The 14,368-nt window shown below is 69.6% G+C and carries 14 protein-coding genes; all 14 read left to right on the top strand.

Annotated elements, in window-relative coordinates:
• Nucleotides 1–54 precede the first annotated feature (54 nt).
• Complete coding sequence (locus AB0H86_RS22750; protein ID WP_362441486.1) at nt 55–1,152, top strand: enolase C-terminal domain-like protein; 1,098 nt, start codon at nt 55–57, stop codon at nt 1,150–1,152.
• A gap of 32 nt (nt 1,153–1,184) precedes the next feature.
• On the top strand, nt 1,185–2,570 hold the full coding sequence (locus AB0H86_RS22745; protein WP_362441483.1) for an ABC transporter substrate-binding protein: 1,386 nt from the start codon (nt 1,185–1,187) through the stop codon (nt 2,568–2,570).
• Entirely contained in the window at nt 2,567–3,499 is a 933-nt protein-coding gene (locus tag AB0H86_RS22740; protein ID WP_362441480.1) for a sugar ABC transporter permease, read from the top strand. The genes AB0H86_RS22745 and AB0H86_RS22740 overlap by 4 nt, the downstream gene beginning before the upstream one ends.
• Nucleotides 3,496–4,410 (top strand): carbohydrate ABC transporter permease, encoded by a 915-nt coding sequence (locus tag AB0H86_RS22735; protein WP_362441477.1) that lies wholly within the window; start codon nt 3,496–3,498, stop codon nt 4,408–4,410. The genes AB0H86_RS22740 and AB0H86_RS22735 overlap by 4 nt, the downstream gene beginning before the upstream one ends.
• Nucleotides 4,411–4,869: 459 nt before the next feature.
• A complete protein-coding gene (locus AB0H86_RS22730; protein ID WP_362441474.1) occupies nt 4,870–5,184 on the top strand; it encodes a DUF6400 family protein in 315 nt (104 codons plus the stop codon).
• Nucleotides 5,171–5,428 (top strand): hypothetical protein, encoded by a 258-nt coding sequence (locus AB0H86_RS22725; protein WP_362441471.1) that lies wholly within the window; start codon nt 5,171–5,173, stop codon nt 5,426–5,428. The genes AB0H86_RS22730 and AB0H86_RS22725 overlap by 14 nt, the downstream gene beginning before the upstream one ends.
• Before the next feature lie 193 nt (nt 5,429–5,621).
• Complete coding sequence (locus AB0H86_RS22720) at nt 5,622–7,328, top strand: hydrogenase maturation protein (protein ID WP_362441604.1); 1,707 nt, start codon at nt 5,622–5,624, stop codon at nt 7,326–7,328.
• 138 nt (nt 7,329–7,466) lie between these two features.
• Nucleotides 7,467–8,555, top strand: coding sequence for a hydrogenase expression protein HypE (locus AB0H86_RS22715; protein ID WP_362441468.1), 1,089 nt, complete (start codon nt 7,467–7,469; stop codon nt 8,553–8,555).
• 82 nt (nt 8,556–8,637) lie between these two features.
• Nucleotides 8,638–10,422 (top strand): nickel-dependent hydrogenase large subunit, encoded by a 1,785-nt coding sequence (locus AB0H86_RS22710; RefSeq protein WP_362441465.1) that lies wholly within the window; start codon nt 8,638–8,640, stop codon nt 10,420–10,422.
• The gene (locus AB0H86_RS22705; protein WP_362441463.1) at nt 10,419–10,943 is read left to right on the top strand and encodes a hypothetical protein; all 525 of its coding nucleotides are present in this window, start codon (nt 10,419–10,421) and stop codon (nt 10,941–10,943) included. Before AB0H86_RS22710 ends, AB0H86_RS22705 begins: the two co-directional genes overlap by 4 nt.
• Nucleotides 10,940–11,581 carry a DUF5947 family protein gene (locus tag AB0H86_RS22700; protein ID WP_362441460.1) on the top strand — a complete coding sequence of 214 codons (642 nt, stop codon included), beginning with the start codon at nt 10,940–10,942 and terminating at the stop codon, nt 11,579–11,581. The genes AB0H86_RS22705 and AB0H86_RS22700 overlap by 4 nt, the downstream gene beginning before the upstream one ends.
• On the top strand, nt 11,578–12,270 hold the full coding sequence (locus AB0H86_RS22695; RefSeq protein ID WP_362441457.1) for a DUF6084 family protein: 693 nt from the start codon (nt 11,578–11,580) through the stop codon (nt 12,268–12,270). The genes AB0H86_RS22700 and AB0H86_RS22695 overlap by 4 nt, the downstream gene beginning before the upstream one ends.
• A complete protein-coding gene (locus AB0H86_RS22690) occupies nt 12,267–13,691 on the top strand; it encodes a hypothetical protein (RefSeq protein ID WP_362441454.1) in 1,425 nt (474 codons plus the stop codon). Before AB0H86_RS22695 ends, AB0H86_RS22690 begins: the two co-directional genes overlap by 4 nt.
• Nucleotides 13,688–14,239: a hydrogenase maturation protease gene (locus AB0H86_RS22685; protein WP_362441451.1), complete on the top strand. Its 552-nt coding sequence runs from the start codon at nt 13,688–13,690 to the stop codon at nt 14,237–14,239. Before AB0H86_RS22690 ends, AB0H86_RS22685 begins: the two co-directional genes overlap by 4 nt.
• The last annotated feature ends 129 nt before the right edge of the window (nt 14,240–14,368 follow it).

Here is a 14,368-nt window from a genome sequence, read left to right as displayed (position 1 = left end):
ACTCCGCTTCCGAGCCGGCACCTTTCACATCTCGTACAGGAAACGAAAGCCAGGATGAAGATCACCCATGTCGAGGTACACCGGATCGATGTTCCGGCAGCCAGTCCGCCCTTCCGCTGGCGCGACGGGCTGAGCGGAAGCGCTCCGGCGGGCGACGGCGCGGTCCTGCGCATCGGGACGGACGAGGGAGCCGAGGGCGTGGCGGTGTTCGCCCGCCCGGGCGCCTACTCCACCCTGCGGGACCTGGTGGACCGGGTCTTTCGTGAGGAACTGGTCGGAGCCGACCCGTTCCAGCGGGAATGGCTGTGGCACCGGGTGTGGGAGCTGGACCGTATCCACGAACTCCCGCTTCCCACGCTGGGCCTCATCGACATCGCCTTGTGGGACCTGGCCGGCCGGTACCACGGCCAGCCGGTCTGGCGCCTGCTCGGCGGCTTCCGAGAAGCCATCCCCGCCTACGCCTCCACCTCGACGTTTTCCAGCATCGCGGAGTTCCTCGACGTGGCGGACCAGTGCCTGGCCCTGGGGTACCGCGGCATCAAACTGCACGCCTGGGGCGATGCCCGCCGTGACGCGGAACTGTGCCTGGCCCTGCGCGAGCACGTCGGTCCGGACGTCCCTCTCATGTACGACGGATCGGCGGGCTTCGACCTGCCCGACGCGATCCGGCTGGGGCGGGCGCTCTCCGAGGCCGACTACCTCTGGTACGAGGAGCCGATCCGCGAATTCAGCATCTCGGCCTATCAGAGGCTCGCCGAGACCGTGGACGTACCGCTTCTGGTGGCCGAGACCTCCGACGGAGCGCACATGAACGCGGCGGACTTCATCCGGGCCGGTGCCGCCACCTTCGGTGTCCGGGCCGGCACCACCCTCCGAGGCGGCATCACCGGCGCCATGCGCACCGCACATCTCGCCGACGCCTACCGGCTGCGGGCCGAGGTGCACGGTTCGGACATTCCCAACCACCACCTGTGCATGGCCATCTCCAACACCACCTACTACGAGTCCCTGGTGACCTCGGCGGACGTTGTCCGAGAGCGCCACGTGGACGACCAGGGCCTGGTGCACGCCCCCGCGGGGCCCGGCATAGCCCTTCCCCTCGAGTTCGGCTACGGCAACGAGCTGCTGCCGTTCGTCGAGCAGCCGCGCTGAACGGCGCAAGAACAGAAAGGCAAGGCAAGACAATGGGGTCTTCCAGATCTTCGAGAACCGGCCGGCGTCACTCGCTGCTCCGCACGGCGGCAGTCACGCTGTCCCTGGCCACCACGGCCGCCCTGGCAGGCTGCGCCAGCGCCGACACCACCACCCCTTCCTCCTCCGGGCAGTCGGCGTTCAAGCCGGCCGCGCAGAAGGAGGGCTCGCGGATAACGGTGTGGGCCGACTCCACCAGACTGCCGTCGGTGCAGGCTTACCAGAAGTCGCACCCCGACGTGAAGATGAAGATCGTCACGTACGACGGCGGAGCCGACGGCTCGACGTATCTGCAGTCGAAGGTGCAGCTGTTCGACCGGACCGGCAGCGGCTGGCCGGACGTGGTGTTCGGCACGCCGACCGACGTGACCTGGGCGTCGGAGGCCACCAAGCCCGGCGGGCAGCCGTTCGCCGCACCCCTGGACGAGAAGCTCGTACCGAAGAGCACCCTGGACGGGTTCGCCAAGGGTTCGCTGACGCCCTGTCAGTTCAACGGCCACACCTACTGCATGCGCAATGACATCGCGCAGGTTGTCCTCTGGTACAACAAGCCCCTCATGGACAAGTGGGGTTACAAGGTCCCCACCACCTGGGAGGACTACGAGGCCCTCGGCAAGCAGGTCGCCAAGGATCATCCGGGCTATCTGGTCGGCTCGGTCGGCGACACCAACTCCCACGAGTCGTACTTCTGGTCTGGGCAGTGCCCCGCGTTCAGCCTGGTGAAGCCCGACACCCTGCGCACTGATCTGCAGGACCCGAAGTGCACCCGGATGGCGAAGCTCCTCGACAACCTGATCAGCGCCAAGGCCATCGCCACGCAGGGCTTCTTCAGCCAGGGATTCGCCAAGAACAGCGGCAGCAAGGTCCTGATGGCCTACGGCCCTTCCTGGTACGGCCAGTACCTCTTCAAGGCCGGCTTCAAGACTCCGGCCAAGCAGATCGCCGCGGCGCCCCCTCTGACCTGGAAGGGTGAGAGCACGACTGCCACGGGCAACGTCGGCGGCGGCGTGTGGATGGTGTCCTCGCACAGCGCCGACCTCAAGGCGTCCACGGACCTGGTCACCTGGCTGACCACCTCCGACGAGAACCAGGCCACCGCGCCCACCTATCCGGCCTACACCCAGGCCGCGAAGGCCTGGCTGGCCAACCCGGCCAACAGGAACTACTTCGCCAATGATGTGAGCGAGCCGTTCGAGCAGGCCGCGAACGCGGTGTGGACCGGCTGGTCGAACACCAAGTTCTCGGACTCCACCGCCTGGTCCAGCGTCGTCCTCCCGGCTCTGACCTCCGGAAAGAGCCTGACCGACACGCTGCCGGCCTGGCAGCAGGAGATCGCGGGCGAGGCCAAGACCCAGGGCTACAAGGTGGTCGATCAGTGACCTTGCTGGAGACCGAGCGCGTCGCCGTCTCCCCCTCGCGCCGCGGCACCACGCCGCGGCGCGAGGGCCGCGGTCGCGCGGGATACTTCTTCGTCGCCGGCTACGCGCTGCTGCTGCTCGCGTTCGGCGTCTTCCCCACCGGGTACGCGTTCTACCTCGCGCTCACCAATGACCAGGGCCAGTTCACCGGGCTCAACCAGTTCGTGAAGGTCATCCAGGACTACCGCTTCGCTCCGGCCTTCACCCACATGCTGATCTACCTGGTCATGTGGCTGGTGACCCTCGTCGTCCTGGTCGTGCTGACCGCTGTGATTCTGCGCAGCCGCGTGCGTCCGGGCACATCGGCGCTCTTCCGCTTCCTGTACTACATCCCCGGCGCCCTCGCCGGAGTGGCGAGCGTTCTGGTCTGGCTGTTCATGCTGGACCCCGACGTCAGCCCGGTGTCCTGGCTGCTCACCAGCATGGGGTTGAAGACGTTCGCCGCCGTCCTGGCGCCCGGCAACCTGCCCCTGATCCTCATGTTGATCGCCTTCTGGACCGGCGCCGGAGGCTGGATGGTCGTCATGTACGGGGCTTTGAACAACATCCCTGACGAGGTGCTGGAAGCAGCCCGCATGGACGGCGCGGGCCCGTGGCGCACCGCCTGGCACATCCAGATCCCGATGATCCGGCAGTGGATCGTCTACATGACGATCATGGCTTTCGCGACGGGCACCCAGTTGTTCGTCGAGCCCCAGCTTCTCCAGACCGCCAGCCTCGGCAGGGTGAGTCCCACCTGGTCGCCGAACCAGCTCGCCTACGTCTACGCCTTTCAGCAGGGCGACTTCAACGGCGCCGCCGCCATCTCCGTCGTCCTCCTTGCCGTGGGCCTCCTCGCCGCCGGGCTACTGGTCGCTCGCTCGAACCTGTTCAAGTTGGATGAGAAATGACACAGACCGCTCTCTTCGTGACGGCCGTGAGGCGGCGTATCCGTCCTTCCAGGACCCTCCCCTTCCTGGTCGTAGGACTCCTCCTGGCCTTGCTGCTGTTGTTCTTCGTACTGCCGGTGATCTGGCTGCTGTTGGCGCCGTCGAAGACGGCCGGCGCAGTGGTGCGGGACAACCCCCTCTCCTTCGGTTCGTTCCATCAGATCGGCACGGCCTGGCGGCACCTGTTCGCCTTCCAGGACGGCGCCATGATGACGTGGCTGCGTAACTCGGCCGTCTACTCGGGCGGTTCACTCATCCTGACGCTGGCAGTCAGCGTTCCGGCCGGCTACGCGCTGGCGCTGACGAAGTTCCGGGGACGCAAGGCGCTCCTCGTGATCACCCTCGTCACCATGATCATGCCGCAGGCCACCCTGGTGCTGCCGATCTTCCTGGAACTCAACCGCTTCCACCTGATCGGCACCATCTGGTCGGTGATCCTGCCCTTCTCCTTCTACCCGTTCGGCGTGTACCTCGTGTACATCTACTTCGGGAGCAGCCTCCCCAGGGACCTGCTGTCCGCCGCGCGGATCGACGGCTGCACGGAGTGGCAGCTCTTCTCACGCATCGCGCTCCCGCTCGCCAAGCCGGTGGTCGGACTGGTCGCGTTCTTCAGCTTCGTGGGCAACTGGAACAACTTCTTCCTGCCCTATCTCGTCCTGCCGAGCAGCGAGCAGTTCCCCGTCCAGGTGGGCCTGAACCAACTGCTGACCTCCACGCCGTCCTTCAACCCCGTCGCCGGCGCCGGACTGAACGTCACCATCCCCGAACTCGCCCTGGCCGTCATCATCGCCATCCTGCCTGTGCTGGTGCTCTTCCTCTTCTCACAGCGCACTCTGGTGTCCGGGATGCTCGCCGGAGCGAGCAAGGAATGAGCCCCTCCGCGCCGCCCTCTTAGCCATCGAGGGTCGCGGACACGGGCTCGGTGGCCGGTGCTCCTGGCGGCCCGGGCGGCGCTCGGACGCATCGCCGCCCGAGGCGCCCTGGGCATCGACACCGGGGGCCTGGCGCCCGTACCGGGCCGGATCGTGGTGGGCGCGTCGGCGTGAACCCCGCAGCAGCACCGATCTGGGGGTGAAGTGCCTGAAAGCCGTGCGGTACGGGGGAGCGGTTGCTGTGGAGGTCCTGTGTGCACCTCCTCGTGTGCGGTGGGGACGGCTACGTGGCAGGCCACCGTAGAAAGGCGCAGGTCAGAGGCGGGCACATGTGGTGGGACGCCATAGTTTCATCCGGTCGATTGGCAGCCGGTCTCCGGTGCCCCGGGGCGTGGGACCGCTGTGACTTCTCCCACCTGCTCTTGCCGGGGCGAGGAGCGCTTACCTACGTTCGGTCGCATGTCCTCCCACGGCCGGTCCTTTCCCGGCGAACCGGACGAACCCGCTGAGGCGAGCAGGCCTGCCTCGGACCGAACTGGCGCCGTCCCCACCGTCGACCTGGCCATCGACCTGAGCTCACACGAACTGCTCCGGCGCGTTCATGTCCTGGACGCTCTGGGCCCCGACTGGGACCCCGTCGCCGCACTGCGCGGCGAGGAAGCGGCGTATGAGCTGCTGTATTCCGGCCTGAGCGCGGAGCAGCAGCGCGTGTACGACGAGCTGGTCTCGGCCGGTGTGCTTCCGCGGAGAGGGGACGGTCATGCTGCCGCTTGACCCGCAGGCCGACATAGGGCGCCGCGCCTGGGTGGCCTGCCCCAACTGCGACGACCGTCGCGGGTGCGGCACCTGCGAGCAGGGGCGCACCTGCTCCGAGCACTGGCGCTACCTGCTCTCCAACATCGGCAGCCTGCTCCACCTGCAGTGCCGGTCGTGCACCCACATCTGGACGCACGAGACCCACTTCGGTGCCACCCGCTCCCCGTGGGAGCGCATCACCAGCGGCCTGCCCCCACGCTGATCATTCACAACGGCCGACTCGGTGAGCCGGGTCGCCGGTGCCGTCGCGGGCGATGGCCGGTGAGGCCGGACGGCGGATCGGCACCCGCTTTCGGATGACCTCACCGTTTGTCGTCCGGGGACGGCAGGCCCCCTGGCCGAGGATCGCGGTCGGCGGCCACCCCTTCCTGCCGTTCGTCCGTCCGGAGGCAGTCGTGCACATCCTGCTCCTAGCCAGCGCGTTCAACAGCCTCACCCAGCGCGCCCACGCCGAGCTGCGCGACCGCGGCCACACCGTGGCGGTCGAACTCGCCCTGCCCGGCAGCCCGTTGCCGGACGCGGTGCGGCGGCACACACCGCAGCTCATCGTGGCGCCGATGCTGAAGACGGCGATCCCCGAGGAGATGTGGACGGCGCACACCTGCCTCATCGTCCATCCCGGGCCCGTGGGCGACCGCGGACCGTCCTCCCTGGACTGGGCGATTCACGAGGGCGTCGACGAGTGGGCCGTCACCGTCCTGCAGGCCGCCGAGGAGATGGACGCCGGTGACGTGTGGGCCTGCGTACCGTGCCGGGTCCCTCCGGTGTCCAAGAGCGAGGTGTACCGGGGCGAGATCGCCGACGCCGCGCTCGAAGCCATCATGCTCGCGGTGGAGCGCTTCGCCGGGGGGACCCACGTACCGCGCGAGCAGGACCCGGCAGGCACGGCCGACGCCCGCCTGCGCCCGCGTCCGTACCTCGACCAGAGTGTCCGGCGGATCGACTGGGCCGAGGACTCCACTGAGACCGTCCTGCGCAAGCTGAGGGCGGCGGACTCGCAGCCCGGTGTGCTGGACGTGCTGCTCGGCGGTGAGTGGTATCTGCACGGCGGACACCCCGAGAGCGTGCTGCGCGGCCGCCCGGGCGAACTGCTGGCCACCCGGTCCGGTGCGGTCTGCCGGGCCACCAAGGACGGGGCCGTGTGGATCCCCGAGCTGCGGCCCCGACGCGCGCCCGGGCAGCCGCCCACGTTCAAACTGCCCGCCGTGCGGGCCCTGGGCGACCGGCTGCCGCCGCTGCCCGAACATGCCCTGCCCCTGCTGCCCGAGGTGCGGCAAATTACCTGGACGGACATCCGCTACCGGGAGGACGGGAACGTCGGCTTCCTCTCCTTCTCCTTCCCCGGCGGCGCCATGAGTACGGACCAGTGCCGACGTCTGCTGGACGCCTACCGGGAAGCATGCGCGCGGCCCACATCCGTGCTGGTGCTGGGTGGCGAACGCGACTTCTTCTCCAACGGCATCCACCTCAACGTCATCGAGGCGGCCGCCGATCCCGCCGCCGAGTCCTGGGCGAACATCAACGCCATCGACGACCTGGTCGAGGCGGTCCTCACGACGACGGACCGGCTGGTGGTCTCGGCGGTCGCGGGCAACGCCGCGGCGGGCGGGGTGATGCTCGCCCTGGCGGCCGACGAGGTGTGGTGCCGCTCGGGCGCCGTACTGAACCCGCACTACCGTCTGATGGGCCTGTACGGCTCGGAGTACTGGACCCACACCCTGCCCCGCAGGGTGGGCCCCGAGACGGCCGAACGGCTCATGGGTGAGGCGCTGCCGGTGAGCTCGGCGGCCGCACTGCGCCTCGGGCTCGTCGACCGGGTGGTCGACGGCGGTCCCGACGGGTTCGCGCGGGAGGTCGGCGGCCTGGCGGGGCGTCTGGCGTCACTGCCGGCGACGGCGTCACGGATCATCGCGAAGAAGACGGAGCTGGACCGGCTGGAGAGTACGACCCCACTCGCCGGCTTCCGTGAGCGGGAGCTGACCCGGATGCGCCGGACCTTCGACGACCCGGACGCCCCGTATCACGCTCTGCGCCGTTCCTTCGTGCACAAAGAGCGGCCGCAGTCCACCCCGCCGCACCTCGATCCGGACGCGTTCGCGTAACCCGGTCCGATCCCCTCGGCCGCGGATGTCACCGGAACGGCCCTCTATGGCATCTCATCGCGGCGGACCGGCTGATACGAAGGAACGCGACGGCCGAAATACAGGCCTTCATCCCTTACCTCCCCAGGAGGCGGTCCCATGACTGAGGCCACGCCGGGCACGGTCCGCGCTGCGGACGCCGACAGTGCGCCCGCCGAGGAGACACCCACGATCCACATCCTCTGGATCAACGCGGGGCTGAGCTGCGACGGCGACTCGGTCGCGTTGACGGCGGCCATGCAGCCCAGCATCGAGGAGATCGTGCTCGGTGTGCTGCCGGGTCTTCCGAAGATCGCCGTCCACTGGCCGCTCATCGACTTCGAGAGCGGTCCGGTCGGCGGCTCGGACACGTTCATCGAGTGGTTCTTCAAGGGGGAGCGGGGTGAGATCGACCCGTTCGTCCTGGTCGTCGAGGGCTCCATCCCCAACGAGGCGATCAAACCCGAGGGTTACTGGTGCGGCTTCGGCGACAACCCGGAGACCGGCCAGCCGATCACCACCAGCGAGTGGATCGACCGGCTCGCCCCGAAGGCGCTGGCGGTCGTCGCCATCGGCACCTGCGCCACCTACGGCGGCATCCACGCCATGGCGGGCAACCCGACCGGCGCCATGGGCGTGCCGGACTACCTCGGCTGGGACTGGAAGTCCCACGCCGGCATTCCCATCGTGTGCGTCCCCGGCTGTCCGATCCAGCCCGACAACTTCTCCGAGACGCTCACCTATCTCCTCTATCAGGCGGCCGGCTCCGCCCCGATGATCCCGCTGGACGACAAGCTGCGCCCGACCTGGCTCTTCGGGGCCACCGTCCACGAGGGCTGCGACCGCGCGGGCTACTACGAGCAGGGCCAGTTCGCCCTGTCGTACGACTCGCCGAAGTGCCTGGTCAAGCTCGGCTGCTGGGGCCCGGTCGTCAAGTGCAACGTGCCCAAGCGCGGCTGGATGAACGGGATCGGCGGCTGCCCCAACGTCGGCGGCATCTGCATCGCCTGCACCATGCCCGGGTTCCCCGACAAGTTCATGCCGTTCATGGACGAGCCCCCCGGCGCCAAGGTGTCGAGCAACGCCAGCGAGGCCTACGGCACCGTGATCCGCAAGCTGCGGTCGATCACCGCCAGGACGGTCGACAAGGAGCCCAAGTGGCGCCGCACCGGAGACAAGATCACCACCGGATACCGACCCCCGTGGTGAACATCCGCCACACGTAATCCCGCTCCCCGTTTCGTGCACCCCCCACACGAACCTCCCGCGCAACGAAGGGCACGGCACACAGATGGCACCGAAGACGAAGGCGGCCGGCGACGGCAGCGGCCTGGTGGAGATGGCCTGGGATCCGATCACCCGGATCGTGGGCAGCCTCGGCATCCACACGAAGATCGACTTCAAGCAGAAGCGGGTCGCGGAGTGCTACAGCACCTCGTCGGTCTTCCGCGGCTACAGCGTCTTCATGCGCGGCAAGGACCCCCGCGACGCCCACTTCATCACCAGCCGCATCTGCGGCATCTGCGGCGACAACCACGCCACCTGTTCGGTGTACGCGCAGAACATGGCGTACGGCGTGAAGCCCCCGCACCTCGGCGAGTGGATCATCAACCTCGGTGAGTCCGCGGAGTACATGTTCGACCACAACATCTTCCAGGAGAACCTGGTAGGGGTCGACTACTGCGAGAAGATGGTCAAGGAGACCAACCCCGGCGTGCTCGAACTCGCCGAGCGCACCGAGGCCCCGCACGCGGGGGAGCACGGCTACCGCACCATCGCCGACATCATGCGCTCGCTCAACCCCCTCGAAGGGGAGTTCTACCGCGAGGCCCTCCAGGTCAGCCGCTACACGCGCGAGATGTTCTGCCTGATGGAGGGCCGCCATGTGCACCCCTCCACGCTCTACCCGGGCGGCGTCGGCACCATCGCCTCCGTACAGCTCTTCACGGACTACCTCAGCCGGCTGATGAAGTACGTGGAGTTCATGAAGCGCGTCGTGCCCCTGCACGACGACCTGTTCGACTTCTTCTACGAGGCGCTGCCCGGCTACGAGGAGGTCGGCCGCCGCCGGGTCATGCTCGGCTGCTGGGGTGCGCTCAACGACCCCGAGTACTGCGACTTCACCTACGCCAACATGACCGACTGGGGTCGGCGCATGTTCGTCACGCCCGGCATCATCGTCGACGGCAAGCTCGTCACCAACGACCTCACCGAGATCAACCTCGGCATGCGCATCCTGCTCGGCAGTTCCTACTACGAGGACTGGCAGGGCCAGGAACAGTTCGTCACCCACGACCCGCTCGGCAACCCGGTGGACCCGCGCCACCCGTGGAACCAGCACACCATCCCCGCCCCGCAGAAGCGCGACTTCGGCGACAAGTACAGCTGGGTCATGTCGCCCCGCTGGTTCGACGGCAAGGACCACCTCGCCCTGGACACCGGCGGCGGCCCCATCGCCCGCCTCTGGTCGACCGCCCTGTCCGGACTCGTCGACACCGGGTACGTGAAGGCCACCGGTCACAGCGTGGTCATCAACCTGCCCCGCACCATGACCAGGCCCGAGACCACCTTCGAGTGGAAGATCCCGAAGTGGAGCAACGCGCTGGAACGCAACCGCGCGCGCACCTACTTCCAGGCCTACACCGCCGCCGTCGCGCTGCACTTCGCCGAGAAGGGGCTGGAGGAGGTCCGGGCCGGACGCACCCAGACCTGGGAGAAGTTCGAGGTGCCGGACGAGGGTCTCGGCGTCGGCTTCACCGAGGCGGTCCGAGGTGTCCTCTCCCACCACATGGTGATCCGCGACGGCAAGATCGCCAACTACCACCCGTACCCGCCCACCCCCTGGAACGCCAGCACCAGGGACACCTTCGGCACGCCGGGCCCGTACGAGGACGCCGTACAGAACACGCCCATCTTCGAGGAGAACACCCCGGAGAACTTCAAGGGCATCGACATCATGCGCACCGTCCGCAGCTTCGACCCCTGTCTGCCCTGTGGCGTCCACATGTACGTCGGGGGCGGCAAGACGGTGAAGTCGATGCACGTGCCCACCGGCCTGAGCGGACTGGGCGGATGAGCGCGGTCACCTCGGCGGAGCAGACCGGGCGGCGTGTCGAGGAAGTCCTCGACAGGCTGGCCGCGAGCGGCGACCCGGCCGCCGCCGCGGCGGCGGAGGAACTCGTCCGGTCCCTCATGGACTTCTACGGCGCCGGCCTGGCCCGCATCCTCCACCTGCTGTCCTCCGCTCCCGGCGAACCGCCGGCCGGACTGCTCGGCGACGAACTGGTCGCGAGCCTGCTCGTCCTGCACGACCTGCACCCCGAGGACCGCGACACCCGTATCGCCCGGGCCCTGGACAGCGTCCGGGAACACAGCCTGGACGTCGTGGGCTTCGACGAGAAGAGCGGCGCCCTGACGCTGCGGGCCCAGGAGACCGGCGGCTGCGGTTGCGGCTCCGGCGCGGGCGAGGGCGCCCGGGAGGCCGCCCTGGCGGCGCTCGCCTGCTTCGCACCGGAGGTCAGGGACGTCGACGTACAGACCGCACCCGCGGGGCCCACGCTCCTCCAGATCGGCACGGCACCGGCGGGGGCCCGATGACGGCGTCCCCGACGACGCGCACGCCCGGCCTGCGGAGGTTCCTCACCGAGAGACCTCCGCAGCCCGAACGGTGCGAACTGTGCGCGGTGACGGTGGAGGCGGACCACCGCCACCTGGTCGACACCGAGAAACGCGCCCTCGTCTGCGCCTGCCCACCCTGCGCGCTGCTGATGGAACAGCCGGGCGCCGCCGCGGGCCGCTTCCGCACGGTCCCGGCCCGCTACCTCACCGACCCCGGACATCACCTCGACGAGAGCGCGTGGGACGCGTTGCAGATCCCGGTCGGCGTCGCCTTCCTGTTCCGCAACGCCGCGCTCGACCGGTTGGTCGTCCTGTACCCGAGTCCGGCCGGAGCCACCGAGAGTGAACTCGAACCGGTCACGTGGACGGAGGTCCTCGGCGGCAGCCGTCTCGCCGAACTGCTCGAACCCGACGTGGAGGCGCTGTTGCTGCGGCGTACCGACGGCCGTTGCGAGTGCCACCTCGTACCGATCGACATCTGCTACGAACTCGTCGGCCGTATGCGCCTGTTGTGGCAGGGCTTCGACGGTGGTGCCGAGGCCCGCGCCGCTCTGGACGCGTTCTTCGCGGACGTCTCGCGACGCGCCCGGCCGGTGGGCGAGGCGGTGCGGCCGTGACGGAGTTCTCCTTCGCCTGCACCGGCGTCCGCGCCGACCGGTACGCCGCCGGACCGACCCTCGTCTTCCGGCTGCGCGTCACCGCCGCCGGCAACGCCCGCGTGCACGCCCTCGCGCTGCGCTGCCAGATCCGCATCGAACCCGCCCGCCGAACCTACGAGTCCGCCGAGGCCGGCGGCCTGGCGGACCTCTTCGGTGACCGCTCACGCTGGGGCAGCACACTCCAGCCGGTGCAGTTCGCCCAGGTCTCGCTCATGGTCCCCGGCTTCACCGGGGAGACCGAAGCCGACCTCGTCGTGCCCTGCACCTACGACATGGACGTCGCCGCGACCCGCTACCTCACCGCCCTCACCGGCGGCGAGGTCCCGCTGCTGATGCTCTTCTCCGGTACGGCGTTCACCGGGGACGGCGGTTTCCAGGTCGAGCCGGTTCCGTGGGACCGGGAGGCGACCTTCCGGATGCCGGTCGCGACCTGGCGGGAGATGATCGAGCAGCACTTCCCCGGATGCGGCTGGATCCGGCTGCCCCGCGACACCATGGACGCCCTCCTCGCCTACCGCTCCCGGCACGCGCTGCCCTCCTGGGAGGCGACCATCGAGGCCCTGCTCGACGACAGCGGCACCCCGGACCCGCCCGCGAGCGACCCGTTCCGCGCGCTCACCGGCACCACCGGAAGGACCGAACCGTGACCGTGACCGCGTTCGCCTCCGAGACGGAGGAGCGGTTCGCCCTCGCCCGGCAGGTGGCCGACGCCGTTCTCTTCGAGGGCTATGTGCTCTACCCGTACCGCGCCTCGGCGGCCAAGAACCGGCTGCGCTGGCAGTTCGGGGTGCTGGTGCCGCCCGGCTGGGGCGCCGAGTGCGAGGAGCACGACTTCCAGCACACCGAGTGCCTGATGGAGCCGAAGGCGGGCGCGATCCTCTCGGTCGAGGTGCGCTTCCTGCACGCCCGACGGCGCACGGTGCAGCGGGCCCTCCCGGACGGCGGCTTCGAGACCGTGCCCGAACTCCGCCTAGACGACCGGGTGTTGGTGCCCTGGGACGAGGGGGGCGAGGAGCGCGTCGAGGTGGTCGCCTCGGTGGACGAACTCCTCGGCGACGGTGTCACGCATCATTTCCGACGCCCCGCCCGGGAGGACACCGAACCGGTCCTGGACGCGGCCGGCCGCACCGTCGGCCGACTGGTCCGGCGATGCGAGGAGATCAGCGGGACGCTCCGGCTGTCCGCCGGCGAACTCGACGGCCCCTACCGGACCATGCGGCTGACCGCCGTCGTCGAGAACACCAGCGACTGGACACCCCCCGAGGGCCGCGGCGCCGACCGGGACGCGGCGCTGCCGCACTCCCTGGTGGCCACCCACCTCCTCATGGCACTCAGCGCCGGATCGTTCCTGTCGATGACCGATCCCCCCGAGTGGGCGAAGGGCGCCGTCGCCGCCTGCCGCAACCTGCACACCTGGCCCGTACTCGCCGGTGAACCCGGCCGTGCCGACCTCGTGCTGTCCTCGCCGATCATCCTGGAGGACCATCCGGCCATCGCCCCGGAGAGCCCCGGGGCGCTCTACGACGCCACCGAGATCGACGAGATCCTCGCGCTGCGCACCGCGGCCCTCACCGACGAGGAGAAGCGTGAGGCCCGGGGCACCGACGAGCGGGCCGCCGCCGTGATCGAGCTGGCGGACTCGATGCCGGCCGAGGTGCTGGAGCGTCTGCACGGGGCGGTGCGCAGCCTGCGTGAGGCGACCGGCCCCGCCGCCCCGGGGGACGGCTTCCCCGACGAGCACGGGGTGCCGCGTCCGGACACCCCCTGGTGGGACCCCGCGAGCGAGGCCGGATTCGACCCGGCGCGGGACCGTGTGGTCGTGGCCGGCCGGTCGGTGGGCCAGGGCAGCCGCGTCGAGTTGCGTCCGGGCCTGCGGCGCACCGACGCGCAGGACATCTTCCTGCGGGGCCGCACCGCGAAGGTCGAGGCGGTGCTGCACGACGTCGACGGCGGGGTGCACCTGGCGGTCACGGTCGAGGGTGATCCGGGTGCCGACATCCGCCGCGAGCAGGGACGCTTCCTGTACTTCCAGCCCGACGAGGTCACACCGCTGGAGGACGACGTATGAACGCCTCCCCGCAGTCAGGCCCCAGGACCCTCGTCGCCGGCATCGGCAACATCTTCCTCGGGGACGACGGTTTCGGTGTGGAGACCGTGCGCCTGTTCGCCGAGCGTGACCTGCCCGGACACATCGAGGTCGTGGACGTCGGGGTGCGCGGGGTGCATCTCGCCTACCAGCTCCTGGACGGCTACGACACCCTCGTCCTCGTGGACGCCACGGCACGCGGCGAAGCCCCCGGCACGCTGTACGTCATCGAACACGACGTCGGCGACGGAAGCCCTTCGCCCGTCGCCCCCGCGCTGGACGGCCACCGGATGACCCCGGACACCGTCCTGGCGCTGCTGGGCACCCTGTGCGCCGGGACCGGCGGCGAGCCACCGCGCCGCGTCCTGGTCGTCGGATGCGAACCGGCCTCGGTGGACGAGGGCATCGGTCTCAGCACGCCGGTGTCCGACGCCGTACCGGAGGCCGTCCGGCTGATCGAAGAACTGCTGACCAACGGCGAGCCGGGAGAGTCCGCGCCGCGGGCCACGGCCGGTGGGATCTCGACATGAGGAGAGACGGATGAAGAAGATCGTCATCGGTGGAGCGGCCCTGGCGGCCCTGGTCGCCATCGGCGCCGAGGTGCTTCCCGACGTGCGGCGCTACCTGCGGATCCGCCGGATGTGACGCGTGGCGCCACC

Origin of the sequence: Streptomyces sp. NPDC050997, assembly GCF_040660135.1 — a bacterium.
Lineage (GTDB): Bacteria > Actinomycetota > Actinomycetes > Streptomycetales > Streptomycetaceae > Streptomyces.
This window is presented reverse-complemented; position numbering and strand designations above follow the sequence as displayed.